Genomic DNA, 25,137 nt, shown 5'->3' with positions numbered 1-25,137 from the left:
CGGCCTGGCTGTCGGTGCGGTCGGGTGGGGGAGCGGTCAGGTGAGGGAGAGACCGCCGTCGACCGGGACGACCGCGCCCGTCATGTAGCGGCCTTCCGGGTCGGCCAGCGCGGTGATCCACCAGGCCACGTCCTCGGGCCTGGCGACCCGTCCGAGCGGGATCCGCTCGGCGAGCTGGCCCAGGAATCCCTGGTACTCCTCGGCGGACATGCCGACACGCTCACCGATGCCGGTGTCGGTCACGCCCGGGGCGACCGACACCACCCGGATACCGCGCGGCGCCAGCTCGACGGCCCAGGTGCGGGTGAAGTGGTTCAGCGCCGACTTCGTGGCCCAGTAGACGGAGTTGTCGGGGAACCCCTGGATGCCCAGCGAGCCGGCCGAGCTGACGTTGACGATGGTGCCGCCGGTCGCCTCCAGGGCCTCCAGCGCGGCCTGCGCCACGAAGGCCGGCGCGATCAGGTTGACGGCGACCTGGTGCTCGGTCGCGGCCCGGTCGAGTTTGGCGAGCGGCGCGAACGTGCCGGTACCGGCGTTGTTGACCAGCACGTCCACCCGCCCGAACGCCTGCAGCGCGGCCTCCACCACCGTCTCGCCGGCCCCCGGCTCGGTGATGTCCGCCACCAGGGTGCGGATGCCGTCGTGGCCCTCGGCCGTCTCGTCGAGGGCGGCGGCGGTGCGGCCCACGACCAGGACACGGTCTCCCTGCCCGGCGAAGCGGTGGGCCGTCGCACGGCCGATGCCGGTGCCTCCGCCAGTGATGATCACAGTCCTAGGAGTCATGCCGGGACGCTACTGACGAGGGCTCGAAGCCGGGTCGAGCTCAGCCCGCCGGCCGGTCGTCCCGGGTGATGTGCCGCTCCGCGACGAGCAGTTCGCCGTCCCGCCGGACCAGCCGGTCGCGCATCACGCAGGACAGGTGCACGCGCGGGGCGCCGCCCCGCGGGGTCGCGAGGATCTGCACGTACGAGACGGCCTCGATCCCGGCGCCGGTGCTCCGGGCGGTCGTCATGGTCACCCAATGGCGGTGCGTCTCCCCGGCCGCGGCCCGCCCCTCGACCGCCGCCCGCGCGCCGGCGGCGATGCCGTCCCGGCCCCGGACGGGCTCCGTCATCGACGGGGCCGCGAAGACGGCGTCGGGCGTGAACGTGCCGGCCCACGCCTCGGCGGCACCGCCGTCGAGCAACTGCATGTGGCGGGCGTAGAACTGCTGGATGTCGGTGCTGTTCACGAACGGCCTCCCCTGCGACGGTCCTGCGTGCCGGTCCTCCGAGCCCGGCCCCGCGAGCCGGTCCTCGATGCCCGACCCTGGCGCACCCCTGTCGCACCCCTGTCGAATCCCGCTCGAGGCGGCCGTGCGGTCGTCGAGCGGTCTTCCAATGCCTTCCGAGCGGCTGCGGCCAGGCTGGCTGGGTCGTCCAGGAGGTGACCGTGCGCATCATTGACCTGTCCTCGCCGGTGGACGCCGGCTCGTTCGAACCGGACCCGGTGGTCCACGAGGTGATGTCCCCACGCGAGGGCGCGCTGCACATGCGCGACGAGATGCGGCGCCACTTCGACATCGAGTTCGACCCCGACGACCTGCCCGACGGCGAGTTCCTCTCGCTGGACCGGCTGAGTCTGACCACCCACACCGGCACGCACGTCGACGCGCCCTCGCACTACGGCTCCCGGACGACGTACGGCACCGGCGTGCCCCGGCACATCGACGCGATGCCGCTGGAGTGGTTCCTCGCCCCCGGAGTCGTCCTGGACGTCCGGGGCCGCGAGGCCGGCGTGGTCGACGCGGCGGACCTGCGCAAGGAACTCGACCGGATCGGCTACACGCTCGCCCCGTCCGACATCGTGCTCCTGCACACCGGCGCCGCCGCGTGGTCCGGCACGAGCCGGTACTTCACCGACTTCGTCGGTCTCGACGCGAGTGCCATCGCCTTCCTGCTCGACGCGGGCATCCGGGTGGTCGGCACCGACGCGTTCAGCCTGGACGCGCCGTTCACCACGATCATCGCCGAGTACCGGCGGACCGGGGACCCCGCCGTGCTCTGGCCGGCCCATGTCGCAGGACGCCACCGGGAGTACTGCCAGATCGAGCGGCTCGCGGGCCTCGGGGAACTGCCCGCACCGTACGGCTTCCAGGTGGCCTGCTTCCCGGTGAAGATCGCCGGCGCCGGGGCCGGCTGGGCGCGCGCGGTCGCCCTCGTCGACGACCAGGCCCCCCTGACCAGCCCCTGACTCGAGGAGAAACCATGTACAGCACCGACCTCGCCGAGGTCTACGAGACGGTGTACCGCAGCCGGGGCAAGGACTGGGCGGCGGAGGCCGAGGACATCGCGGCCGTGGCACGCCGGCACGCCCCGGGCGCCGACACGCTGCTCGACGTGGCCTGTGGCACCGCCGCCCATCTCGGCCCCTTCAGCAAGCTCTTCGCCACCGCGGAGGGCCTGGAGATCGCGGCGCCGATGCGTGATCTGGCGCTCGAGCGGTGGCCCGGCCTGACCATCCACGAGGGCGACATGCGCGACTTCGACCTCGATCGCCGGTACTCCGTCGTCACCTGCATGTTCTGCGCCATCGGCTATCTGGGCAGCGTCGAGGAGATGCGCTCCGCCGTGGCCTCGATGGCCCGTCACCTCGAGCCCGGAGGCGCACTGATCATCGAACCCTGGTGGTTCCCCGAGCAGTTCAAGGAGGGGTTCGTGGCCGGGGACCTGGCCCGCGAGGGCGAGAGGACCGTCGCCCGGATCTCCCACTCCACCCTCCAGGGCCGGGCGACCCGGATGGAGGTCCGGTTCCTCGTCGGGGAGCCGTCGGGCATCCGGACCTTCACCGAGATCGACGTACTGACCCTGTTCACGCGTGAGGAGTACGAGCAGGCGTTCACGGACGCCGGCTGCTCCGTCGCGTACCAGCCGGGCCCGCCGACCGGCCGCGGCCTCTTCGTCGGAGTCAAGGAGCGGGAGGTGTCCGGGCGATGACCACCTACGTCTGGGACTATCTGCGGGAGTACGCCGAGGAGCGCGAGGAACTCCTCGACGCCGTCGACACGGTGTTCCAGTCCGGTCAGCTCGTCCTCGGGGAGAGCGTCTCCCGCTTCGAGCAGGAGTTCGCCGCCTACCACGGGCAGCCGCACTGCGTCGGCGTCGACAACGGCACCAACGCCCTCGTCCTCGGCCTCCAGGCGCTCGGCGTGAAGCCGGGCGACGACGTGCTCACGGTGTCCAACACGGCGGCCCCCACGGTCCTGGCCATCGACGCCGTGGGAGCCCGGCCGGTCTTCGTCGACGTGCGCGAGGAGGACTACCTCATGCGCACCGACCTGCTCGAGGGCGCGCTCACCGAGCGGACCACGGCGATCGTGCCGGTGCACCTGTACGGGCAGTGCGTCGACATGGCCGCGGTGACCGCCTTCGCCGAGCGCCACGGCCTGAAGGTCCTGGAGGACTGCGCCCAGGCCCACGGAGCCCGCCACCACGGCAGGCTCGCCGGGACCATGGGCGACGCCGCGGCCTTCTCCTTCTATCCGACGAAGGTCCTCGGGGCGTACGGCGACGGCGGCGCGGTGGTCACACGCGACTCCGGCACGGACGCGGAGCTGCGCAGGCTGCGCTACTACGGCATGGAGGACAGGTACTACGTTGTCCAGACTCCCGGGCACAACAGCCGTCTCGACGAGGTCCAGGCCGAGATCCTCCGCCGCAAGCTACGGCGCCTCGACACCTACGTCGAGGGCCGGCGGCGCGTGGCGCGACACTATGCGGAGGGGCTGGGGGACACCGGCCTGGTCCTGCCCGCGAACGCGCTGGGCAATGATCACGTCCACTACGTCCACGTGGTCCGCCACCCCGAGCGGGACCGGATCATCGAGCGGCTCAAGGCGTACGACATCGAGCTGAACATCAGCTACCCCTGGCCGGTGCACACGATGTCCGGCTTCGCGCACCTCGGCTACCACGAGGGCGACCTGCCGGTGACCGAGCGGCTGGCGAAGGAGATCTTCTCGCTGCCGATGTACCCCTCGCTGCCGCGGCACGTCCAGGAGAAGGTGATCGAGGCGCTGCGCGAGGTGATCGCCGGTCTGTGACGCCCCGCCCCTGTGCGAAACGCCGTGTCCCGGTGAGGCAGTCCGCCTCACCGGGACACGGCGTTTCAGGGACCCTGCCGTCAGCCCGCGTGGTACAGGCTGTGCAGGCAGGCGATCAGGCTGCGGGCCTGGACGTTGACGTAGTGGCTGTGCCGCAGCAGGTCCGACAGCTGGTGCAGCGTCATCCAGCGGTGGTCGGGATGGTCGCGGGGCACGTCCTGGTCGGTCTCCACGATCAGGTAGCGATTCAGCGCGTGGAAGAAGCGGCCGCCCTCCTCGGAGAGCACCGTGTCGAACCGGACGCGCTCCGCGGGAGCCCCCAGCACCTCGTCGAGGAACGGCGGCGCGGCCTGGCCGGGCAGCTGCGCGTGGCTCTCCGCGACGCACTGCACGGTGGGGCCCAGCTCCACCACGTCCGCGAAGCCCGGCTCCACGCGCGCGTGCACGAGGACGTGCAGCACCCCCTCGAAACGCCGGACGAGGAAGGCGATGACGCCCTGCCCCACCGGTTCGATCATCGGCTGGCTCCACCGGTGGACCTCACGGCCGCCGGCGTCCACCTGTACCCCGATGACGTCGAAGAAGGCGCCCGCGTCATGGCGGATGCGGTCGTCGGTGCGGCTCCAGTCGCGCAGCTCGCCGAGCGCGACCCGGCGGACCGCGATGTCGCTGCTGGTGCGCCGGTCGGTGATCCAGCCGAGGATCTCCGCCGCGCTGTGCACACCGGTCGCCCCGGGGTCTCCCGAGCGCAGCAGCGCGGACCTGAAGTCGTCCCCGTCCGGCTTCTCGACGTCCGGACCGGTGAACGGCAGGCACGACAGCACGGTCCGGGCGTCCATGTTGACCGTGTCCCGGCGCCCCAGCAGCTCATGGATCTGGCCGAGCGTCATCCAGCGGTACCCGTCGAGGGCCTCCACCGGCTCGGGGAGTTCGACGACCACGTTGCGGTTGCGCTTGCGGTAGAACCAGGACCCCTGCTCGGACTGCCGTACGTCGGCGAGCACCCCCGGACGGCTGTGGATGTCCATGAAGTGCTCCAGATACGGCACCGCGCGCCCCTGGTGGACCCGGGTGTAGTTGCTCCGGGTCGCCTGGACGGTGGGGGAGAGCTGGAGCCCCTCGGCGTTGCCGGGCTCGACCTTCGCCTGCATCAGGCAGTGCAGCACCCCGTCGATCGGGGCGGTGAGGATGCCGAGGATGCCGATCTCGGGCTGGTTGATGATCGGCTGGGTCCACTGCGCCACCGGCGCGCCCGGGTTGCTGACCTCCAGCCCGTGCACGGTGAAGAACCGGCCCGTGTGGTGGCGCAGATCGCCGGTGTCCGGGTCGGTCTCCCAGCCCTCCAGGGCGTGCAGGGGGACCCGGTCGACATGGGTGTAGGCCCGCCGGCCGTAGTCGGCGAACCAGTCCGTGAAGTCGGAGAGGTCGCCGAGAGGGCCGGTCCGCAGCCGCGCCGACGCGTCGATCCGTCGTTCGACGGGATCTCGGGTCGCCGCGGATGCGGTGGCAAGAGCGCGGGAGTTGCTCATGAGACCTCCAGGGAGGTGGTGCCCGCTGCCGCTTCCCACATCGCCCGGACGGACTCGCCGAGCGGGATCGTGGGCCGCCAGCCGAGCACCTGGGCGGCGAACCGGATGTCCGCGCAGGTCCAGCCGCCGCCCTTGCTGGCGACCTCGGCGGAGTTGAGCTTCACCGACGCGGCGTCCACGCCGGCCGCGTCGAACAGGGCGTCGACCAGGTCGCGCATCGGCACCGCCTCGCCGCGCCCGATGTTCACGACCAGGCCGGTGACGGGCGCGTGCACCGCGGCGACGGCCGCCCGGGCCAGGTCCCGTACGTCGACGAAGTCCCGCCGGGCGTCGGCGACGTCGAGGCCGATCACCTCGCCGGGGCCGAGGGCGCGCAGCCGGGCCACGACGGCACCGAGGAAGCTGGCCGTCGGGGTGTGCGGTCCGCAGACGTTGACCGCGCGCAGCACGACCCCGTCCACCCGGCCCGCCCGGGTCTGGGCGAGCAGATGCTCGGAGCCGGTGCGCTTGGTCAGCCCGTACGGGGTCAGCGGGCCGGGCTCGCGCTGTTCGTCGATGCGGACTCCGTCGGGCACGGGCCCGTACTCGTGGATCGATCCCATCTGGACGATCCGCAGCCGCCGGGAGGTCGCGGCGCACCCCTCGACCAGACGTTCCACGAGGTCGACGTGGGCGCTGTGCATCTCCTCGACGGTGGTGCCCCAGCCGCCGGTGGCGTTGATGACGGTGCCGACGCCGTGCCGGTCGAGGAGCGCGGCGATCTCCTTGGGCGCGGCGGTGGCGACATCGAGGGGGACGAAGGCGTCCGCACGGGTGTGCGGGGCCGGGTGCCGGGCCACGGCGAGCACTTGGTGCCCGGTCCGCAGCAGTTCGTCGCAGAGGCTGCGGCCGACGCATCCGGTGGAACCCAGCACGGCCACGGTTCCGGCGGCCGGCCCGCCCTGTGTGGTGGTGGACATCGCCGGGCTCAGCGCGTGGCGCCGATGCCGGAGGGCTGCCACAGGGCCTCCTCGACCGCCAGGGACTCGGCGTAGTCGGGCAGCAGGCCCTGGGCCCGCGCCGAGGCGAAGGACAGCGCGGCGGCGTCCCGGTCCGACTGCACCGTGTCCAGGCCCGAGGGGATCCGCACGCCCAGGTCCTTGTCGAAGACGTCGACGGCGAGCTCGTTCTCGGCCACGTACGGGCCCGTCAGCAGATACGACATGACGGTGTCGTCCTCGAGCGCGACGAAGGCGTGGCCGACGCCGACCGGGAAGTACGAGGCGCGGAAGTGGACCTGGTCCATCTCGACCGCGTCCCACTGCCGGAAGGTGGGCGAGCCGACCCGCAGATCGACCACGATGTCGAGGGCCCGGCCGCGCGCGCAGTACACGTACTTCGCGGTGCCGGGCGGCGTGACGGTGAAGTGGATACCGCGGATCGTGCCGCGCCGGGAGAGGCTGTGGTTGGTCTGCGCCACCGGGAAGTGCGGCCGCCCCAGAGCCTGCTGGAACGCGTCGAGCTGGAAGGGCGAGACGAACAGCCCGCGATGGTCGCGGAACTGACGGGGGGTGAACTCGTACGCCCCCTCGACCTTGAGCTTACGGATCTGCATCGCTTGGTTCACCGTCCGGGAGGTAGTCGGGTACGGCAGGGCCGGCGGCCCGGGCGTGTGCGGGTGCGTCGCGCCGGTCACCGGCGGCGGTGCTCGACGGCCAGGCGCTCCAGCGTGGGGACTACCTGCGCGGGGGCGGGAGCGGCGAGCGCCTCGCGCCGCAGGGCCTCGGCGTTGCGCTTGAAGACCGGTTCCTCGAGCAGGCGGACGAGCAGTTCGCGCAGTCCCTTCGCGCTGAGCTTGCCCGGCACGTAGAGCCCGGCCTGGCGCTCTTCCAGGTAGCGGGATTTGTTGATGGTGTCCCATACGCCGTCGACGACGATGAGCTGGGGCACGGCGTGGATCATCGCGGTGCCGAAGCTGCCGGACCCGCCGTGGTGGATCACCGCGTCGCAGGTGGGCAGCAGCGCGTCGAGCGGGACGAAGTCCACGGCCCGCACGTTGTCCGGCAGGGTGTCGAAGTCCGTCAGCTGCTTCTCGTTGAGCGTGGCGACGACCTCGACGTCCTCGAGCCCCGCGACGGCCTCCAGCAGGTCCCCGATGGAGGCCCGGTCGGCGCCGAGCACCTCGCGGTGCGCCACACCCAGGGTGATGCACACCCGGCGGCCCTTGCGCGGAGGCTCCTGGAGCCACTGCGGCACCGTGGACTGCCCGTTGTACGGCACGTACCGCATCGGCACGTAGTGCAGGTCCACCGGGAGCCGCATGGACGCCGGCAGCGGGCAGACGGTGAAGTCGCCCGTCACCGCGGCCTCCTCGAAGGAGGCGCCGTGCCGCTCCAGGCTCCAGGTGAGCCACTCGCGCAGCGGGTCGTCCCGCAGCTCCGGCGGGCGTGCGGCCAGCTGCTCGAGGAAGGTCTCGCGCATCAGGCCCGCCAGGTCCAGCCCGAACAGCAGCCGGCCGTGCGCCGTCCCGGTGGCCATGGCGGCGATCGCGCCGGCGAACGTCATGGTGTCCCACAGGACCAGGTCCGGCTTCCAGGAGCGGCAGTGCTCCACCAGCTCGTCGACCATCTGGTCGGAGCAGCAGTTCTGGAAGACGACCGAGGTCATGGCCGTGAACACACCGAGTGTGTAGTCCGGGGTGAGCCGCTCGGGCCGGGTCTCGCTCATGTCGAGACCGACCTGCGCCTGGCTCTCCAGCTGGTCGACGTCCTGGCCGATGTTCTCCTGGGTCTCCTGCATCTGCTCGTCGAGATGCAGTTCCTCCCCGACACCGACGGCGGTCAGCCCGGTCCGGGTGATCTCGTCGGCGAGATCGGGATGACTGGCGATCCTGACGTCGTGGCCCGCTGCCTTCAGGGCCCAGGCGAGTGTCACCTGGGCGTGCATGTGCGACTTGGCGGCGAAGGTGGTGAAGAGTACCCGCATCCCAACCCCTGTTCCGGCGAACGACCCGTATGCGATGGGCCTCCACCCTCGGGCCGTGACCTCGTACGGGAGTCGAGAGTCGTTGCAGCGGCGCTCGATCCGGGGCGTATCGCGCGCTCCGCCCCTCCCGCGCTCGCGGAGAACAGCAGGTCATGTACTACCGTGGGATCAGCCGGCGGGGCCCGGCCCATGGGCGGAGCACCGGTTGCCGGGCCGTGCCGTGAGGGAGATTCAGCAGGGAGACGATGTCTGCCACGAGATTGCTCGTCCTGGGGGTCGTGCGCATGCACGGCCGGGCGCACGGCTATCTGGTCCGTTCCGAGCTGCTGTCCTGGGGTGCCGACGAATGGGCGCACATCAAGTTCGGCTCGATCTACCACGCGCTCCGGCAGCTGGCCAAGGACGGGCTGCTGAAGTCGACCGACATCCCGGACTGGCCGGGCCGGGTCGACTACGAGATCGCGCCGCCGGGTGACGAGGAGTTCTTCCGGCTGCTGCGTGACGCGCTGCGCCAGGGGAACAACCGGCCGGACATGCTGGGTGCGGCGCTCGTCCTGCTGCCCGCGCTCAGCCGCAAGGAGGCGATCGGTCTGCTGCGCGAACGCATCGCGTCGCTCTCGGCCGAACAGTCGGAGCTGATCGCCAAGGTCGACGAGACGGCCGGCGAGAGGCCGCAGCGTGCCCACATCCGTGAGCTCCTCGGCCTCTGGGAGCACGGCGCCGCCAGTCAGGCCGCCTGGACCGAGGCGCTGATCGAGCGCCTGGAGGCTGGCGCCTACGTCATGGCGGGGGAGGAGAAGGGCGCCTGACGGGGGGCCCTTCCGGCCGTTGATCGGGATCGGGTGGAGGACGGCACGCGTCCCGTGATACTCAAGTTTGCATACCCAAGATGCCGGTCCCGAGAGGACGATCGCCGTGCCGATCATGCTGACCTCGGAAGACGTGGACGACGCCTTCGACGACGAGGCCTTCATGGAGGAGCGGTTCTCCGACGTCCAGCGACTGCTCCTCGGCCACGGTCCGGCGCTCGGCCCCGAGACCCTGGTCCTGCTCCCCGCCACGCGCTGCCGGCTGACCGTGGGACCGCACGCTTCCGGCCCTTTCGGCCGCTGCTTCGCCGTCCGTCTCGAATCCCGCGCGGACCTGTCCGCCGCATGCGTGGAACTGCTGCTCGCCGATGACGGGTCCCTCCTCGGCCTCGTGGACGCGGGCGCCCTCGACGGCTGGCGCGGCGCCATCCCCGCCGGACTCGCCGCGCGGTACCTCGCCCCGCCGGCCCCCGCCTTACTCGGCCTCTTCGGCACCGGGGAGGCGGCCTGGTCGTGTCTTCTCGTCCTGCACCACGCCCTGCCCTCCCTCTCCGAGGTGCGCGTCGTCGGCCGGGAGCCGGACCGGACCCGGGACTTCGCCGCCGCTGCGACCCTGCGCACCGGCCTGCGGGTGCGCGTGTCCGACGATGCCCGCACCACCGCCGCGGGCGCCGACGTCGTCGCCACCACCGGTGGCCACCCGCCCGTCCGCGCCGAATGGCTCGCGGCCGGAGCGCTCCTGATCGACCAGACCACCACGGCCGCGCCCCCCGCCTCGGGCGACCCCCGCGACCCGGTGATCGACGTCCGCTCCTTCGGCGCCGGCACCGGCCCGACCGCCCGGCCGCCCGAGGCCGCGGCCGGGCCGGTCGCCTCGGACCCCGCTGTCCGGCACGTCAGCATCGCTGCCCCCGGCGGCCGCACCGGGGACACACGGCACGAGCCGCTCCCGCTCGCCGAGATCGTCGCGGGCCGGGCCCTGCCCCGGCGCAGCGGCTCCGACATCGTCCACTACCAGGGCGGTGAGCTGGCCGGCTGGAGTGTCATCGCCGCCGCCGCCGGACTCGGCCACGCCTGGCAGCGGGACGTCGGCATCCCGGTGCGGCTGGGGCGCGGGGGCCCCTGACCGGGGGCGGGATCCAGCCGTCTTCTAGGCCGTCGCGAGGCACGCGCCGGAGGGTTTCAGTCTGACCTCGGCGTACGCGTCGCCGGACGCCCGGACGATGAGGAGCACCGATCCCATGTCAGCCGATCAGCCCGGCCCCGCCTCCGGCGGCCCGGCCACCTTCGTGAACAGCTTCACGCTTCGCACCTCCCCGGAGGAGTTCGAGGACGTCTTCGCCCGCACGGCACGCTTCATGGAGCGCCAGCCCGGATTCCTCGGCTACACCCTCGTACGCCACCTGGAGAAGCCGCACAGCTACGTCAACATCGCCCGCTGGTCCGACGTCGCCGCCTTCCGTGCCGCCGTCGGCCAGGCCGACTTCCGGCCGCACGCCGAGGCGCTGCGGGCGATCAGCACCAGCAACTCGAACCTCTACCTGGAGCGGCACAGCGCGATCGGGGAGGCACGATGACCCGGCGGGTCGCGATCACCGGCATCGGCGTGGTGGCCCCCGGCGGCATCGGCACCAAGCAGTTCTGGCAGACCATCACCGGCGGCCGCACCGCCACCCGGACCATCAGCCTCTTCGACCCCGCCCCCTTCCGCTCCCGGATCGCCGCCGAGTGCGACTTCGACGCCGCGGAGCAGGGACTGAGCGCCGAGGACGCCGAACGGCTCGACAGGGCGGCGCAGTTCGCCCTGGTCGCGCTGCGCGAGGCCGTCACCGACAGCGGCCTGGATCCCAACCCGGAGACCGCCCACCGCACCGGCGTCAGCCTCGGCAGCGCGGTCGGCTGCACCCAGAAACTCGAAGAGGAGTACCTGGCCCTCAGCGGGGGCGGACAGGAGTGGCTGGTCGACCACACCGCCGCGAGCGCCCAGCTGTACGACCACTTCGTGCCGAGTTCGATGGCCGCCGAGCTCGCCTGGGAGGCCGGCGCCGAAGGCCCCTGCACCGTCGTCTCGGCCGGCTGCACCTCCGGCCTCGACTCGGTCGGGCACGCGGTGGCCCTCATCCGCGAGGGCCTGGCCGACGTGATGATCGCCGGGGCCACCGACGCCCCCATCTCCCCGATCACCGTGGCCTGCTTCGACGCCATCCGGGCCACCTCGCCCCGCAACGACGACCCGGCGACCGCGCTGCGCCCCTTCGACCGCACCCGCAACGGCTTCGTCCTCGGCGAGGGCGCCGCCGTCCTGGTCCTCGAGGAACTCACCGCGGCCCGGGCCCGGGGCGCCCACGTGTACGCCGAGATCGCCGGGTACGCCTCGCGCGGCAACGCGTACCACATGACCGGACTGCGCACCGACGGACGCGAGCTGGCCGCCGCCGTCGACGCCGCCCTCGACGAGGCCCGCCTCGGCCCCGACGCGCTCGGCTACGTCAACGCCCACGGCACCGCCACCAAGCAGAACGACGTGCACGAGACCGCCGCCCTCAAGCGCAGCCTCGGGGCCGCGGCCCACCGGGTCCCGGTCAGCTCCATCAAGTCGATGATCGGGCACTCGCTGGGCGCCATCGGCTCCATCGAGGTCGCCGCCACCGCGCTGGCCCTCGAACACGGCGTCATCCCGCCCACCGCGAACCTGACCGACCCCGACCCCGAACTCGACCTGGACTACGTCCCCCTGCACGCCAGGGAGCGCGACATGTCGGCCGCGCTCACCGTGGGCAGCGGCTTCGGCGGCTTCCAGAGCGCCATGGTGCTGCGCCGGCCCGAGGGGCGGGCCGCATGACCCCGGTCGTGGTCACGGGCATCGGGGTGGTCGCCCCCACCGGCATTGGGCTCGACGCCTATTGGGCGGCGACGCTGCGCGGCGAGGACGGCATCCGGCGCGTCCAGGCGTTCGACCCCGCCCGCTATCCCACGCGGCGGGCGGGCGAGGTGACCGGGTTCGAGGCGGGCGACCATCTTCCCAGCCGGCTGATCCCGCAGACCGACCGCATGACCCAGTTCGCCCTGGCCGCGGCCGACTGGGCCGTCGCCGACGCCGGCATCGATCTGGACTCCGTGCCGTCGCTGGCACGCGGCGTCGTCACGGCCGGCGCCTCCGGCGGCTTCGGCTTCGGCCAGCGCGAACTGCAGCACCTGTGGGGCGAGTCACCCAAGAAGGTCAGCGCCTACATGTCCTTCGCGTGGTTCTACGCCGTCAACACCGGCCAGATCTCCATCCGGCACGGCATGAACGGGCCGACCGGCGTCTTCGTCGGCGAGCAGGCCGGGGGCCTGGACGCCCTCGCCCACGCCGGACGCCAGATCCGTGCCGGTGCGCAGTTGATGATCTCGGGCGGCATGGACTGCTCCCTGTGCCCGTACGGCATGGCCGCCCAACTGGCCGGCGGACGGCTCACCGCCGACGCCTACCTGCCCTTCGACGACCGGGCCTCCGGTCATCTGCCCGGCGAGGGCGGCGCGCTGCTCACCCTGGAGAGCGCCGAAGGGGCCCGTGCCCGGGGGCGCCGCCCCTACGGCGAGATCGCCGGATTCGGCGCCACCTTCGACCCGCGCCCCGGGTCCGGGCGGCCCCCGACCCTGCGGCGGGCCGTCGAGCAGGCACTCGCCGACGCCGGAGCCGATCCGGAGGAGATCGCCGTCGTCTTCGCCGACGGCGCGGGCGTGCCCGAACTCGACGCGTCCGAGGCCGAGGCGCTGACCGCGGTCTTCGGCGCGGGCGGAGTCCCGGTCACCGTGCCCAAGACGGCCACCGGCCGGCTCTACTCCGGCGCCGGTCCGCTCGACGTGGTGACCGCCCTGCTGACCCTGCGCGACGGGCTCGCCCCGCCCACGGTCAACGTCACCCGGGTCCCCGACGCCTACGGTCTCGACCTCGTCGTCGGCCGGCCCCGGCCGGTCTCCGGCACCGCGGCACTGGTCCTGGCCCGTGGCCACCACGGCTTCAACAGCGCCATGGTCGTACGGGCCCCGGCGCCCGCCGAAGCGATCGCGGGGTCCGGGCGGAAGGTGGCGGCGTGAACGGCGGCGAGCTGTACATCCGGGCGACCGGGACATGGCTGCCGCCGGTCGAGCGGGTCGCGGACGCGGTCGCGGACGGGCGGTGCGACGCCGCCGTCGCCCGCTCCACCCGGATGGAGTCGGTGACGGTCTCCGTGGGGGAGCCGGCTCCCGAGATGGCGGCCCGGGCCGCCCGGACCGCCCTGGAGCGGGCCGCCGCCGAACCGGGCGACATCGACCTGGTGCTGCACGCCAGCTTCTACTACCAAGGCTTCGACCTGTGGGCCCCCGCCTCCTACGTCCAGCGGACCGCCGTGGGCAACCAGTGCCCCGCGCTGGAGGTCCGGCAGGTCTCCAACGGCGGCATGGCGGCACTCGACCTGGCCTGGGCCTACCTGGCCGCGGACCCGGCCCGGATCGCGGCCCTGGTGACCACCGGCGACCGGTTCTGCCCGCCGGGCTTCGACCGGTGGCGCAGCGACCCCGGAACCGTCTACGGCGACGGCGGCACCGCCCTGGTCGTCTCGCGGCACTCCGGTTTCGCCCGGGTCCGCAGCGTCGCGAGCGTCTCCGCACCCGACCTGGAGGGCATGCACCGGGGCGACGACCCGTTCGGTCCCGCCCCGTTCAGCCACCGTGACGTCGTCGATCTGGAGGCGCACAAGCGGGACTTCCTGGCCGGCCACGGCGTAGCCCCGACCGTCGCCCGGGTCGCCGCCGCGCAGGAGTCCGTCGTCAAGCAGGCGCTCGCCGACGCCGGGCTCGGTCTCGCGGACATCGACGGGTTCGTGCTGCCGCACCTCGGCCACCGCAGGCTGCATGTCGCCTACTTCGCCAAGTTCGGCATCGACCCCGAGCGCAGCACCTGGTCCTGGAGCCGGACGATCGGGCACCTGGGCGCCGGAGACCCCTTCGCCGGACTTGACCACCTGGTCACCGCCGGGGCGCTCGGGCCCGGTGACACGTGCCTGCTCTTCGGCGTCGGCGCCGGCTTCAGCTGGTCCTGCGCCGTGGTCGAGATCCTGAACACGCCTTCCTGGAGGGACCGATGAACGGCACCGCTCGCCCGGTCGCCCTGCTGCTGCCCGGCCAGGGCTCGCAGCACCTGCGCATGGCCGCGGGGCTCCTGGACGCCGAGCCCGTCTTCGCCGAGGCGATGGACGAGGCCCTGACCGCGCTGACGGACCTCGGCGGCCACAGCACCGGTCTGCGCGAGGACTGGCTGGGAACGGCAGACACCGCGGTGATGGACCACGTCACGCGCTCCCAGCCGCTGCTGTTCGCGGTGGACTACGCCCTCGGGCGGCTCGTCCTCGACTGGGGCGTACGGCCCGTCGCCCTGCTCGGGCACAGCATCGGCGAGGTGGCGGCCGCGGTCCTCGCCGGCGTCTTCACGCTGCGGGACGCCGCCGCCCTGGTGCACGACCGCGTCGGGCGGCTGGCACAGGCGCCGCCCGGCGGGATGGTCGCCGTCGCGGCCACCCAGGACGAGGTGGCGCCCTTCCTCACCGACGGCGTGGTCGTCGGCGCGGTCAACGCCCTGCGCCAGACGGTCCTCGCCGGACTCGACGACCCGCTGCGCACCGTCACGGCGGCACTCGCCGACGCCGGGTTCGTGCTCCAGCGGGTGCCGGCCTCCACGGCGTTCCACAGCCCGTCCCTGGCCCCGGCCATGCGCGGAGCCGGTGAGCGGATCGCCGCGCTCCCCGTCGGCGAACCCCGTATCCCGGTCATGTCCGGGTACACGGCACGGTTCCTGACCCCCGCGGAGACCAAGGACCCGTCCTTCTGGTCCCGTCACCCCATCGCGCCGGTGCTCTTCTGGCCCGCCCTCGACGCGCTCCTCGCGGAAGGGGACCTGGTGCTCGTCGAGGCCGGTCCGGGCCAGGGACTGTCCCAGCTGGCCCGCCGCCACCCGGCCGTGCGGTCCGGCCGCTCGGCCGTCGTCCCCCTGCTCCCGGCTCGGCCCGGCACGGCCGACCAGGATGTGACCGCCGTACGCGCCGCCGCCGGGGTCCTGGGCGTGTAGCGCGTGTCGAGTGCCTTTGTAGGCACGCGGCCTAGCGTCGCCGGTGGCGCTTCGCCCCTGCTTCTTCCCTCTTCACCCTTCTTCTTTCGAGGACGGTGTCATGCTGACCGATCAGACCAACAGCGAGTTGGGCCGGCATCTGCTGACCATCCGAGGCGTGCAGTTCATCTTCGGCGCCCAGGGCGATCCCTTCGCCATGATCCTGCGCGCCGGTGACGACGACCCGCTCGACCACGGGGCGCGTGCCCGCGAACAGGGCCTGCACGAGAGCAGCGTCGGCGCGTGGGTCACCGCGAGCCGCGAGCTCGGCGCCCGCATCCTCGGCGACCCGCGGTTCTCCCCGCGCCACGCCGAGGAGGGGCCGCAGTCCCACCCGGGCGTCGACGTCTGGGACAACCCCCTGCTGTGCCACGTCGTCCCGCTCGACGACGCCCGCCTCAACCTCGACCCGGCCGCGTACGCCAAGCTCGCCGAGGTCTCCGCGCCGCTGCTGTCGGCCGAGGCGCTCGCGGCGCGGGCGCCTCAGATCGAGGCGGCCTACCGCGAGACGCTCGCGGCGACGGGTGAACGGTTCGACCTGTACCGGGACTTCGCCGTCCCCGCCGCCCTGCGGGTGGTGGCCGATGTGCTCGGCCTGCCCGCCGAGACCCGCGAGCGCCTGCCCGAACTGCACGCGGGTCTCGCCACCGCCCTGGACGCCGGCCACTGCCCGCAGCAGCTGGGGACCGCCCGGGCGCTGCTCACGGCCGTGTCGGGGCTGTCCGCCGAGCTGACCGGCCTGGTGGACGCCGGCCGTGCCACCGGCCTCGTGGGTCTGTCGCCCGAGGACGCGGTCGCGATCGGCGCGCTCGCCGTCGTGGTGGGCGTCGAGGTCACGGCGACCGCCGTGTGCAACGCCGTCGAGGTCCTGCTGGCGCACCCGGAGGAGTGGCAGCGGATCGGGCAGGACCCGGCGGCGGCCCCGGCGGCGGTCCGGGAGGCCCTGCGGCTGGCTCCGCCGCTGCGGTTCGAGAGCCGTATCGCCCGCGAGCAGGTCGAGTTCGACGGCAAGACGATCGAGGAGGGCCGCCGCGTGGTGGTGCTCGTCGACGCGGCCAACCGGGACCCGGAGGCCTTCGCCGACCCGGACGCCTTCACGCCCGGCCGCGGCGACGGCGACCGGTCGCTCACCCTCCTCGGCGGCCCCGCCGCCCCGGTCACCGACGCGCTGGTCCGCGTCCAGACCGAGGCCGCGGTCCGCGCCCTGGCCGCACTCCGGCCCGCCCTGCGCACGAACGCCGAGGTACTGCACCGCATGCGCTCGGCGGTGCTGCACGGCGTCCTGCGCTTCCCCGTCGCATGACCGGACCGGCCCACACCAGGGGAGGAGCACCGCGGTGCGTGTACTGCTGACCGCCTTCGCACAGGACGCCCATCTCAACGGCGTCGTCCCGCTCGCCTGGGCGCTGCGGACCGCCGGGCACGAGGTCCGGGTGGCCGGCCAGCCGGCCGCGGTCGAGAGCATCACCCGGGCCGGTCTGACGGCCGTGCCGGTGGGCGACAACCACCGGATGGACGCCGTCATCCCCACCGTCGGTCCCGGGATGCTCATGCACCACCTGGACCGCGACTATCTGGAGAACCGTCCCGAGCGGCTGAGCCTCGACTTCCTGCGGGCGTCGAACGCGATGCTGACGGCGACCTTCTACGCGCAGATCAACAACGACTCGATGATCGACGAGCTCGTCGACTACGCCCGGTTCTGGCAGCCGGACCTGGTGCTCTGGGAGCCCTTCACCTTCGCCGGGGCCATCGCCGCCAAGGCGACCGGGGCCGCCCACGCCCGGCTGCTGGCCTTCCCCGACCTCTTCGCCAACACCCACCTGACGCTGCGCCGACGGCAGGCGGAACTGCCCGAGGCACTGCGCGACGACCCGCTGGAGGAGTGGCTGGCGTACACCCTGGACCGGCACGGGGCCGCCTTCGACCCCGACGTGGTCACGGGACAGTGGTCGGTCGACCAGATGCCCCCCGGCGTGCGGATGGAGCTGGGGCTGCCGACAGTGCCCACGCGCTACGTGCCGTACAACGGGCCCGGCCCGGCCGTCGTACCGGACTGGCTGCGCCGCCCGCCGGAGCGCCGCCGGGTCTGCCTCACCCTCGGGCTCACCATCCGGGACACGGAGTTCCCCAACGCCGTCGACGTGAACGACGTCTTCGCCTCGCTGGCCGACCTGGACGTGGAGGTGGTGGCGACCCTCGGCGAGAAGGAACTCGCCCAGGTGTCGCGGGTGCCGGACAACACCCGGGTGGTCGACCACGTGGCCCTGCTGGCCCTGCTGCCCAGCTGCTCCGCGGTCGTGCACCACGGCGGTGCGGGCACCTGGGCGACCGCCGCCGCCTACGGGGTGCCGCAGGTGGCGCTCGGCTGGATGTGGGACGCGATCTACCGGGCCCAGCGGGTCGAGGAGCTGGGCGCGGGGCTGCATCTGCACTCCGAGGGCCTGACCGTCGACATCCTGCGCGACAAGCTCGTCCGGGTGCTGGACGACCCGGCGTTCACGGAGGGGGCGCGGCGGCTGCGCCTGGCCATGCTGTCGGCGCCGAGCCCCAACGAAGTCGTGCCGACACTGGAGAAGCTGACCGCGCGTCATCGGTCCGCGGTCGCGGCACGCTGACGGGACGAGGACAGGGACGAGGACGGGAGAAGCGTGAACATCCTGGTGACCGGTGCGGCCGGCTTCATCGGCTCGCACTTCGTCAGAACACTGCTGAGCGGCGGTTACCCGGGGCACGAGGACGACCGGGTGACCGTCGTGGACAAGCTCACCTACGCGGGGACGCTGAACAACCTGCCCCCGCACCATCCGCGGCTGACCTTCGTGCACGGCGACATCTGCGACACCCCGCTGCTGGACAAGGTCTTCCCGGGCCACGAGGCGGTGGTGCACTTCGCCGCGGAGTCGCACGTGGACCGTTCGGTGGCGGGCGCCGAGGCCTTCGTCCGCACGAACGTGCTCGGCACGCAGGCCCTGCTCGAAGCGGCGCTGCGGCACGGGACGGGCGTCTTCGTCCAGGTCTCCACGGACGAGACGTACGGCTCCATCGCCGAGGGACGCTGGACGGAGGACGAGCCGCTGCTGCCCAACTCCCCGTACGCGGCGTCCAAGGCGTCGGCCGACCTGATCGCCCGGTCGTACTGGCGCACCCACGGTCTCGACGTGCGCGTCACCCGGTGCGCCAACAACTACGGCCCCGGCCAGCACCCCGAGAAGCTGGTCCCGCTCTTCGTCACCCGGCTCCTCGACGGGCAGCCGGTCCCGCTGTACGGGGACGGCTCGAACCTGCGCGAGTGGCTGCACGTCGACGACCACTGCCGGGCGGTGCGGCTCGTGCTGGACGAGGGCCGGCCGGGGGAGATCTACAACATCGGCGGCGGCACCCATCTGACCAACAAGGAGATGACCGGCCGTCTCCTCGCGCTCTGCGGGCGCGACTGGGACCTGGTCCAGCGGGTCGCGGACCGCAAGGGGCACGACTTCCGCTACGCGGTGGACGACTCCAAGATCCGCCGCGAACTCGGCTACGCGCCGCGGTGGTCGCTGGAGGACGGACTGCGCGAGACGGTCGAGTGGTACGCCGCCCACCGTGACCACTGGGACGCCCGGGAGGAGGGCGGCGACGGGGGGTACTAAAACTTGAATATCCGGGTCGCCCTCCTCTATGCTCGCCGGGTACCCAAATTTGAGCACCCGAAAGAAGGGGCGGGCATGGGCGGCGCCGATTTGGCGATCCAGACCGAAGCTCTGAAGAAGAAATACGGCGACAAGGAGGCCCTCGCGGGACTCGACCTGGAGGTACCCCGAGGCGTCGTATACGGCCTTCTCGGCCCGAACGGCGCCGGAAAGACCACCGCGGTCCGCATCCTCTCCACCCTGCTGAAGTACGACGAGGGCACCGCACGGGTGGCCGGCTACGACGTCGCCACCCAGTCGGCCCAGGTCCGCTACAGCATCGGACTCCTCGGACAGCACGCCGCGGTGGACGAGGACCTGAGCGGCCGTCAGAACCTCGTGATGTTCGGGCGCTTATACCACATCGGCAAGCGCACCGCGCAGAGCCGAGCCGACGAACTGCTGGAGCGCTTCGGCCTGACCGAAGCCGCCGGAAAGCCGGCCAAGCAGTACTCCGGCGGTATGCGACGGCGGCTCGACCTCGCCGCCAGTCTCATCCTGGCCCCGTCCGTGCTGTTCCTCGACGAGCCCACCACCGGGCTCGACCCGCGGGGCCGCAACGACGTCTGGGAGTCCGTCCGCGGCCTGGTCTCCGAGGGCCGCACGGTCATGCTGACCACCCAGTACCTCGAAGAGGCCGACCAGCTGGCCGACCGGATCGCCCTCATCGACAACGGCAGGGTCGTCGAGTCCGGCACCCCGGACCAGCTCAAGAACAAGATCGGCGGAGACCGGATCGACGTCGTGCTCCGCCGCTCCAACGACCTCGAACGGGCCGGCCGCATGATCGGCGCGCTGCTGCGGGCCGAGCCCGAGACGGACACCGACAACCGGCGCGTCAGCGTCGTCGTCGCCAACCGGGTCGCCGCCCTCACCGCGGTCGCCCGGGAGCTCGACGACGCCGGCATCGAGGCCGAGGACATCGCCCTGCGCAGGCCCACACTCGACGAGGTGTTCCTGAACCTGACCGGCAACGGGTCGGCCACGTCCGCCGAGCCGAGCCTCAAGGAGGTCGCCCAGTCATGACCGCGATCATCGCGCCCGAACTGCCCAGGAACCCGCTGGCCAAACTGGGCTGGGTCCTCGCGGACTCCTGGACGCTCACGCTCCGCGGACTGTCCCACTGGGCCCGCAACCCCACCCAGATCCTCGCCGGCCTCGCCTTCCCGATCCTTATGGTGCTGCTCTTCGGCGGCATCTTCGGCAGCGGGATGCAGGTCGAGGGCGGCGGGGACTACATGGAGTTCCTGATGCCCGGCATGTTCGTCATGTCGATGGCCTTCGGCATCGGCGAGACCATGGCCGGCGTCACCGCCGACGCCTCCAAGGGCGTCACCGACCGGTTCCGCTCCATGCCCATGTCGGCCGCCTCGGTCGTCATCGGGCAGAGCATCGTCAACATGCTCTACAGCACCGTCGTCCTGATGATCCTCATGGGCTGCGGGGTCATCGCCGGATGGAACTGGAGCGACGGGTTCATGCAGGCGCTCGGCGCCTTCGCGCTCCTGCTCCTGCTGCGCTTCGCCCTGCTGTGGGTCGGCATCTACCTCGGCCTGATCATCAAGACCCCGGAGGCGGCCTCCGCCGTCTACACCCTGCTGTTCCCGCTCGGCATCGTCGCCAACACCTTCGCCTCCCCGGAGATGATGCCGGGCTGGCTGGCGACCATCGCCGAGTGGAACCCACTGTCGTCCACCGCGCACGCCACCCGTGAGCTGTTCGGCAACCCCGGGGTCGGCGGGACCTCGTGGATCGCCGAACACGCGATGCTCATGTCCTTCGTCTGGCCGCTCGCGATCTTCGCGGTCTTCTTCCCGCTGGCCGTCCGCAAGTACCGGTCCCTGAGCCGGTAAGGGCACCCGAGCCGGGGATGTGAGCCGGCCAATCCCCCGGGCCGGCTCACATCCCCTCGGCTTGTCCGCCATCCCCTCGACTCGTGCGCCGTCCGGGCGGGCCACCCCCCGACGGGACGTCGACCACGACTGGAGCCGGTGAACCTAGCGTGCACGGCATGACCGTCTTCGACATCGCCATCGCGGAACTCAACGGCAAGCCCGACCTGCTGGCCCGGCACCGCGGCCGGACCCTGCTCATCGTCAACGTGGCGTCCCAGTGCGCCCTGGCCGGCCAGTACGCCGGACTCGACACGCTCGCGCGCCGTCACCACGAGGACGGGCTCAGCGTCATCGGAGTGCCCTGCAACCAGTTCGGCGAGCAGGAGCCGGGCACCCCCGAGGAGATCGCCGGCTTCTGCTCCCTGCGGCGGATCTCGTTCCCGCTCACCGAGAAGACCGCCGTCAACGGAGCGGACCGCCACCCCCTCTACGCCGCCCTGACCCCCTGCGCCGACGCGGAGGGCCACAGCGGCGACGTGCGCTGGAACTTCGAGAAGTTCCTCGTCTCGCCCACCGGCGAACCCGTGGGCCGATTCGGCCCCACGGTCGACCCCCAGGACCCCGAACTCCTGCGCGCCGTCCGCGCGCAGACGCAGATGCAGTGAGCTCGACGGGCACACCGGCCCGTCGACCCACACGATGCGGAAAGGATGATTTTTGAACCCGCCCCCAGCCAAAGCACGGGGCTTCCTGGCTCAGGAAGCCCTGCAGGTCAGCGACCAGCAAGGACTTACTCCCTCAACACCAGCCGGGACGGAACCTGCCCGGTTTGGTAGAGCGAAGCTTGGGGTGCGCTGTCTTGGTTCTCGATCAGCGCGCGTACGGAACTTGGTTCTCGCACCGCACGCCGGGCAGCTTACCCGGTCGCGTGGACGGTCTTTCGCCCTAGAGGCGAAACCCCGTTCCTTGCCCTGCTCCGCAGGGGTTCGCTTCCTCCCCGGCCTGAAGGCCGGGGCTTCCTCGAAGGAGACTCGGTGAACCAGACGCCGGTTACCGCAACCGACGAGGGCATCCAGGTCGTAGGTGCCCGAGAGAACAACCTGAAGGACGTCTCCCTCGTCATCCCCAAGAACCGGATCTCGGTCTTCGTCGGCGTCTCCGGCTCCGGAAAGTCCTCCCTGGTCTTCGACACCGTCGCCGTGGAGGCCCAGCGGCAGCTCAACGCCACCTTCCCCTGGAACATCCGGCACGACCTGCCCAAGTTCGAACGGCCGCACGTCGACGCGGTCACCCGGCTGACCACCCCGGTCGTGGTCGACCAGCGCCCCCTCGGCGGCAACGCCCGCTCCACCGTCGGCACCGTCACCGACGTCTACACCGTGATGCGCGTGCTCTTCGCCAACCACGGCAACGACGGACTCGGCCAGACCTGGCTCTACTCCTTCAACGACCCCAAGGGCATGTGCCCCGAGTGCGAGGGCCTCGGCCGCGCCCGGCGCCCCAGCCCCGAGCTGATGACCGACCCCGGCAAGTCCATCGCCGAAGGCGCCATCCTCCTGCCCGGCTACACCGTGGGCAGCGCCAACTGGCAGTTCTACGCCAAGTACGAGCACCTGGACGCCGAGAAGAAGCTCGCGGACTACACCGACGAGGAGATGCACACCCTGCTGCACGGCAGCAGCGGCACGGTCGAGGTGACCTACCCCAACGGCAACGTGCTGGCGCTGCGCTACGAGGGCCTGGTGGACAGCTTCGTCCGCCGCCACCTCAAGCGGGACACGGGCGGCATGAGCAAGGCGGCCCGCGACAAGGCGGCCGAGTTCTTCACCGACGGCGTCTGCCCCACCTGCGAGGGCGCCCGGCTCAACCAGAAGGCGCTCGCCACCCGCATCGACGGCCACAACATCTCCGACTGGTCCCAGATGCAGGTCAGCGACCTCATCGGCGTGGTCGCCACACTCCGGGAGCGGCTCGACACCCCGCTCGTCACCACCATCATCGAGACGCTGGAGCAGATCCAGGCCATCGGCCTCGGCTACCTCACCCTCGACCGGTCCACCACCTCGCTCTCCGGGGGCGAGGGCCAGCGGCTCAAGCTCGTCAACCACCTCGGCAGCGAACTGACCGGCCTGACCTACATCTTCGACGAGCCCAGCGTCGGCCTGCACCCGCGCGACGTCAGCCGGCTCAACGACCTGCTGCGCGCGCTGCGCGACAAGGGCAACACGGTTCTCGTCGTGGAGCACGACCCCGACGTCATGGCGGTCGCCGACCACGTCGTCGAGATCGGGCCGCGGGCCGGCGTGCACGGCGGCACGATCGTCTTCGAAGGCGCCTACGACGAACTTCGCACCAGCGACACGCTGACCGGGCAGGGACTGCGGCGCACCGGCGGGATCAAGGAGAACCCCCGCCCGTGGGGCCGGACCCTGCCGATCCGCAACGCCACGGCCAACAACCTGAAGAACGTCTCCACGGAGATCCCGTGCGGTGTCCTCACCGCCGTCACCGGAGTGGCCGGCGCCGGCAAGAGCTCCCTGATCGCCCACGCCTTCCGGGACCAGTACCCGGGGTCCGTCTTCGTCGACCAGTCGCCCATCCCACGCTCCTCGCGGTCCACCCCGGCGAGCTATCTCAAGCTGATGGACCCGATCCGCAAGCTCTTCGCCAAGGCCAGCGGCGAGGACGCCTCACTCTTCAGCTTCAACTCCAAGGGCGCGTGCGAGGAGTGCGAGGGCCGCGGCCTGCTCATCACCGAGGTCGCCTACATGGACCCGGTCACCACGCACTGCGAGGTCTGCGAGGGCCGGCGCTTCAAGGAGTCGGTGCTCCAGCACCGGGTGCGGGGCAAGAACATCGCGGACGTCCTGGCGATGTCCGCCGAGGAAGCGGGGGAGTTCTTCCTCTCGGGCCCGCTGCGCGCCAAGGCCAACGCCCTGATCGAGACCGGCATCGGCTACCTCGGTCTCGGCCAGTCGCTGGCCACGCTGTCCGGCGGTGAACGCCAGCGGCTCAAGCTCGCCGACCGGCTCTCCGGCTCGGGCACGGTCTACATCCTCGACGAGCCGACCACCGGCCTGCACCTGTCCGACATCGACAACCTCGTCGGCCTGCTGAACCGGATCGTCGACCGGGGCAACACCGTCATCGTCATCGAGCACGACCTGGCCGTGATCTCCCAGGCCGACTGGGTCATCGACCTCGGGCCCGAGGGCGGCAACACCGGCGGCGAGATCGTCTTCACGGGCACGCCCGCCGAACTGGCGAAGGCGGCGCACTCGCACACCGGGCAGCACCTGAGCCTGTACCTGGAGCACTAGGCAGCCGCCACGGACCCTTGCGGACAGAACCTGACCGCAAGGGTCCGTAGCGTGATCGGTGTCAGGCAAACAGGTGCCGGGCACAGGAGCCCCGTCACAGGGGCCGACCCGCGAAAGGCGGCGGTCATGGTCACTCACGTTCCCGCGGAGGCACACGGCGACGAGCGCGGAGCGCTGCTCTCCTTCATCGCGGAGCAGCGCGGCGGCATCCGGCGGTCCGTGCTGCGGCTGACCGACGAGCAGGCCGTGAGCACACCCAGCGCCAGTGAGCTGTCGCTCGCCGGGCTCGTCAAGCACGTCGCCGAGGTCGAGCAGATGTGGGTCTCCATGGCCAAGGGCGAGCCGCCCGCCGTCGTACGCGACCAGAGCAACTGGCACGAGTGCTTCCAGCTCGTCGAGGGCGAGACCGTCGAGTCGCAGCTCGAGTACTGGGAGAAGGTCGCAGCCGAGACGGAGGCGTTCGTCCGCTCGGTGCCGAGCCTCGACGACACCTTCGCGTTGCCCGACCAGCCCTGGTTCCCGCCGGACGGCCGGGTCTCGATGCGCTGGCTGTGCCTCCACCTGATCCGCGAGACGGCCCGGCACGCCGGCCACGCCGACATCATCCGCGAGTCACTGGACGGCGCGACGGCCTTCGAGCTGGTGGCCGCGGAACACCAGGTGGAGGCCGGGTCGTAGGGGCCTCCTGATGGATCTCCGCAGCGTCGCACCGCCCGGCACGCACCCTCGCCGCACGGCGCGAAGGGACAGGTGGCTCCGCCACATGACCCTCCGCACCGCACGCCGATCGCACGCACC

24 protein-coding genes are annotated in these 25,137 nt (G+C 72.0%); 18 read left to right on the top strand and 6 right to left on the bottom strand.

Translation table 11 applies throughout. From position 1 onward, the window contains the following. Window positions 1–36: 36 nt before the first annotated feature. Both OG542_RS17950 and OG542_RS17945 read right to left on the bottom strand, forming a co-directional pair. The gene (locus OG542_RS17950; protein WP_328417968.1) at window positions 37–768 is read right to left on the bottom strand and encodes an SDR family NAD(P)-dependent oxidoreductase; all 732 of its coding nucleotides are present in this window, start codon (window positions 766–768) and stop codon (window positions 37–39) included. A 55-nt stretch (window positions 769–823) separates the two neighbouring features. After that, window positions 824–1,231 (bottom strand): nuclear transport factor 2 family protein, encoded by a 408-nt coding sequence (locus OG542_RS17945; RefSeq protein ID WP_193483065.1) that lies wholly within the window; start codon window positions 1,229–1,231, stop codon window positions 824–826. A gap of 200 nt (window positions 1,232–1,431) precedes the next feature. Here OG542_RS17945 and OG542_RS17940 point away from each other — a divergent pair, with 200 nt between their 5' ends. Genes OG542_RS17940 through OG542_RS17930 form a run of 3 tightly spaced genes read left to right on the top strand, consistent with a single transcriptional unit; the run spans window position 1,432 to window position 4,081 of the window. Next, on the top strand, window positions 1,432–2,232 hold the full coding sequence (locus OG542_RS17940; protein ID WP_328412082.1) for a cyclase family protein: 801 nt from the start codon (window positions 1,432–1,434) through the stop codon (window positions 2,230–2,232). Window positions 2,233–2,246: 14 nt separating this feature from the next. After that, window positions 2,247–2,975 carry a class I SAM-dependent methyltransferase gene (locus tag OG542_RS17935; RefSeq protein ID WP_328412080.1) on the top strand — a complete coding sequence of 243 codons (729 nt, stop codon included), beginning with the start codon at window positions 2,247–2,249 and terminating at the stop codon, window positions 2,973–2,975. Continuing rightward, complete coding sequence (locus OG542_RS17930; protein ID WP_328412078.1) at window positions 2,972–4,081, top strand: DegT/DnrJ/EryC1/StrS family aminotransferase; 1,110 nt, start codon at window positions 2,972–2,974, stop codon at window positions 4,079–4,081. The genes OG542_RS17935 and OG542_RS17930 overlap by 4 nt, the downstream gene beginning before the upstream one ends. 80 nt (window positions 4,082–4,161) lie before the next feature. Here the strand turns inward: OG542_RS17930 and OG542_RS17925 are convergent, their stop codons facing one another. From OG542_RS17925 to OG542_RS17910, 4 genes are all read right to left on the bottom strand, one after another. Beyond that, window positions 4,162–5,610 carry an NDP-hexose 2,3-dehydratase family protein gene (locus OG542_RS17925; RefSeq protein WP_328412076.1) on the bottom strand — a complete coding sequence of 483 codons (1,449 nt, stop codon included), beginning with the start codon at window positions 5,608–5,610 and terminating at the stop codon, window positions 4,162–4,164. Further along, complete coding sequence (locus OG542_RS17920) at window positions 5,607–6,611, bottom strand: NAD-dependent epimerase/dehydratase family protein (RefSeq protein ID WP_328412074.1); 1,005 nt, start codon at window positions 6,609–6,611, stop codon at window positions 5,607–5,609. The genes OG542_RS17925 and OG542_RS17920 overlap by 4 nt, the downstream gene beginning before the upstream one ends. After that, the gene (locus OG542_RS17915) at window positions 6,578–7,204 is read right to left on the bottom strand and encodes a dTDP-4-dehydrorhamnose 3,5-epimerase family protein (RefSeq protein ID WP_193483059.1); all 627 of its coding nucleotides are present in this window, start codon (window positions 7,202–7,204) and stop codon (window positions 6,578–6,580) included. Before OG542_RS17915 ends, OG542_RS17920 begins: the two co-directional genes overlap by 34 nt. A gap of 77 nt (window positions 7,205–7,281) precedes the next feature. Further along, window positions 7,282–8,574: an activator-dependent family glycosyltransferase gene (locus OG542_RS17910; RefSeq protein WP_328412071.1), complete on the bottom strand. Its 1,293-nt coding sequence runs from the start codon at window positions 8,572–8,574 to the stop codon at window positions 7,282–7,284. 245 nt (window positions 8,575–8,819) lie between these two features. Here OG542_RS17910 and OG542_RS17905 point away from each other — a divergent pair, with 245 nt between their 5' ends. From OG542_RS17905 to OG542_RS17835, 15 genes are all read left to right on the top strand, one after another. Further along, a complete protein-coding gene (locus OG542_RS17905; protein ID WP_184594712.1) occupies window positions 8,820–9,383 on the top strand; it encodes a PadR family transcriptional regulator in 564 nt (187 codons plus the stop codon). A 115-nt stretch (window positions 9,384–9,498) separates the two neighbouring features. Then, on the top strand, window positions 9,499–10,509 hold the full coding sequence (locus OG542_RS17900) for a hypothetical protein (protein ID WP_328417966.1): 1,011 nt from the start codon (window positions 9,499–9,501) through the stop codon (window positions 10,507–10,509). Between the two features lie 115 nt (window positions 10,510–10,624). Beyond that, complete coding sequence (locus OG542_RS17895) at window positions 10,625–10,960, top strand: antibiotic biosynthesis monooxygenase family protein (protein ID WP_328412069.1); 336 nt, start codon at window positions 10,625–10,627, stop codon at window positions 10,958–10,960. Beyond that, window positions 10,957–12,225, top strand: a complete 1,269-nt coding sequence (locus tag OG542_RS17890) for a beta-ketoacyl-[acyl-carrier-protein] synthase family protein (protein ID WP_328412067.1) — start codon at window positions 10,957–10,959, stop codon at window positions 12,223–12,225. The genes OG542_RS17895 and OG542_RS17890 overlap by 4 nt, the downstream gene beginning before the upstream one ends. Next, the gene (locus OG542_RS17885; protein WP_328412066.1) at window positions 12,222–13,463 is read left to right on the top strand and encodes a ketosynthase chain-length factor; all 1,242 of its coding nucleotides are present in this window, start codon (window positions 12,222–12,224) and stop codon (window positions 13,461–13,463) included. Before OG542_RS17890 ends, OG542_RS17885 begins: the two co-directional genes overlap by 4 nt. Next, window positions 13,460–14,494, top strand: coding sequence for a ketoacyl-ACP synthase III family protein (locus tag OG542_RS17880; RefSeq protein ID WP_328412064.1), 1,035 nt, complete (start codon window positions 13,460–13,462; stop codon window positions 14,492–14,494). Before OG542_RS17885 ends, OG542_RS17880 begins: the two co-directional genes overlap by 4 nt. Then, on the top strand, window positions 14,491–15,471 hold the full coding sequence (locus OG542_RS17875) for an acyltransferase domain-containing protein (RefSeq protein ID WP_328412062.1): 981 nt from the start codon (window positions 14,491–14,493) through the stop codon (window positions 15,469–15,471). Before OG542_RS17880 ends, OG542_RS17875 begins: the two co-directional genes overlap by 4 nt. Window positions 15,472–15,571: 100 nt before the next feature. Next, window positions 15,572–16,813 (top strand): cytochrome P450 family protein, encoded by a 1,242-nt coding sequence (locus OG542_RS17870; RefSeq protein WP_328412060.1) that lies wholly within the window; start codon window positions 15,572–15,574, stop codon window positions 16,811–16,813. Window positions 16,814–16,847: 34 nt separating this feature from the next. Continuing rightward, a complete protein-coding gene (locus tag OG542_RS17865) occupies window positions 16,848–18,128 on the top strand; it encodes an activator-dependent family glycosyltransferase (RefSeq protein WP_328412058.1) in 1,281 nt (426 codons plus the stop codon). Between the two features lie 33 nt (window positions 18,129–18,161). After that, window positions 18,162–19,145, top strand: a complete 984-nt coding sequence (gene rfbB, locus OG542_RS17860; RefSeq protein WP_328412056.1) for a dTDP-glucose 4,6-dehydratase — start codon at window positions 18,162–18,164, stop codon at window positions 19,143–19,145. A gap of 75 nt (window positions 19,146–19,220) precedes the next feature. Next, on the top strand, window positions 19,221–20,210 hold the full coding sequence (locus OG542_RS17855; RefSeq protein WP_328412054.1) for an ATP-binding cassette domain-containing protein: 990 nt from the start codon (window positions 19,221–19,223) through the stop codon (window positions 20,208–20,210). Next, a complete protein-coding gene (locus tag OG542_RS17850; RefSeq protein ID WP_311127044.1) occupies window positions 20,207–21,037 on the top strand; it encodes an ABC transporter permease in 831 nt (276 codons plus the stop codon). Before OG542_RS17855 ends, OG542_RS17850 begins: the two co-directional genes overlap by 4 nt. Before the next feature lie 158 nt (window positions 21,038–21,195). Then, the gene (locus OG542_RS17845; RefSeq protein WP_328412052.1) at window positions 21,196–21,684 is read left to right on the top strand and encodes a glutathione peroxidase; all 489 of its coding nucleotides are present in this window, start codon (window positions 21,196–21,198) and stop codon (window positions 21,682–21,684) included. A gap of 369 nt (window positions 21,685–22,053) precedes the next feature. Then, the gene (locus OG542_RS17840) at window positions 22,054–24,339 is read left to right on the top strand and encodes an excinuclease ABC subunit UvrA (RefSeq protein WP_328412050.1); all 2,286 of its coding nucleotides are present in this window, start codon (window positions 22,054–22,056) and stop codon (window positions 24,337–24,339) included. A 126-nt stretch (window positions 24,340–24,465) separates the two neighbouring features. After that, on the top strand, window positions 24,466–25,017 hold the full coding sequence (locus OG542_RS17835; RefSeq protein ID WP_311127047.1) for a DinB family protein: 552 nt from the start codon (window positions 24,466–24,468) through the stop codon (window positions 25,015–25,017). Window positions 25,018–25,137 lie beyond the last annotated feature (120 nt).

The sequence above is a fragment of the Streptomyces violaceus genome (genome assembly GCF_036014075.1).
In the GTDB taxonomy this organism is placed as follows: Bacteria; Actinomycetota; Actinomycetes; order Streptomycetales; family Streptomycetaceae; genus Streptomyces; species Streptomyces violaceus.
The sequence above is the reverse complement of the archived record's forward strand: the minus strand, read 5'-3'. Positions and strand labels throughout refer to the sequence as shown.

What these genes read in the sequence shown, in the direction of transcription:
- OG542_RS17835 (WP_311127047.1), top strand. Translation starts at nt 24,466, where the DNA reads ATGGTCACTCACGTTCCCGCGGAGGCACACGGCGACGAGCGCGGAGCG.
- OG542_RS17855 (WP_328412054.1), top strand. Translation starts at nt 19,221, where the DNA reads ATGGGCGGCGCCGATTTGGCGATCCAGACCGAAGCTCTGAAGAAGAAA.
- OG542_RS17905 (WP_184594712.1), top strand. Translation starts at nt 8,820, where the DNA reads ATGTCTGCCACGAGATTGCTCGTCCTGGGGGTCGTGCGCATGCACGGC.
- OG542_RS17890 (WP_328412067.1), top strand. Translation starts at nt 10,957, where the DNA reads ATGACCCGGCGGGTCGCGATCACCGGCATCGGCGTGGTGGCCCCCGGC.
- OG542_RS17910 (WP_328412071.1), bottom strand. Translation starts at nt 8,574, where the DNA reads ATGCGGGTACTCTTCACCACCTTCGCCGCCAAGTCGCACATGCACGCC.
- OG542_RS17895 (WP_328412069.1), top strand. Translation starts at nt 10,625, where the DNA reads ATGTCAGCCGATCAGCCCGGCCCCGCCTCCGGCGGCCCGGCCACCTTC.
- OG542_RS17925 (WP_328412076.1), bottom strand. Translation starts at nt 5,610, where the DNA reads ATGAGCAACTCCCGCGCTCTTGCCACCGCATCCGCGGCGACCCGAGAT.
- OG542_RS17875 (WP_328412062.1), top strand. Translation starts at nt 14,491, where the DNA reads ATGAACGGCACCGCTCGCCCGGTCGCCCTGCTGCTGCCCGGCCAGGGC.
- OG542_RS17900 (WP_328417966.1), top strand. Translation starts at nt 9,499, where the DNA reads ATGCTGACCTCGGAAGACGTGGACGACGCCTTCGACGACGAGGCCTTC.
- OG542_RS17870 (WP_328412060.1), top strand. Translation starts at nt 15,572, where the DNA reads ATGCTGACCGATCAGACCAACAGCGAGTTGGGCCGGCATCTGCTGACC.
- OG542_RS17885 (WP_328412066.1), top strand. Translation starts at nt 12,222, where the DNA reads ATGACCCCGGTCGTGGTCACGGGCATCGGGGTGGTCGCCCCCACCGGC.
- OG542_RS17850 (WP_311127044.1), top strand. Translation starts at nt 20,207, where the DNA reads ATGACCGCGATCATCGCGCCCGAACTGCCCAGGAACCCGCTGGCCAAA.
- OG542_RS17935 (WP_328412080.1), top strand. Translation starts at nt 2,247, where the DNA reads ATGTACAGCACCGACCTCGCCGAGGTCTACGAGACGGTGTACCGCAGC.
- OG542_RS17845 (WP_328412052.1), top strand. Translation starts at nt 21,196, where the DNA reads ATGACCGTCTTCGACATCGCCATCGCGGAACTCAACGGCAAGCCCGAC.
- OG542_RS17930 (WP_328412078.1), top strand. Translation starts at nt 2,972, where the DNA reads ATGACCACCTACGTCTGGGACTATCTGCGGGAGTACGCCGAGGAGCGC.
- OG542_RS17915 (WP_193483059.1), bottom strand. Translation starts at nt 7,204, where the DNA reads ATGCAGATCCGTAAGCTCAAGGTCGAGGGGGCGTACGAGTTCACCCCC.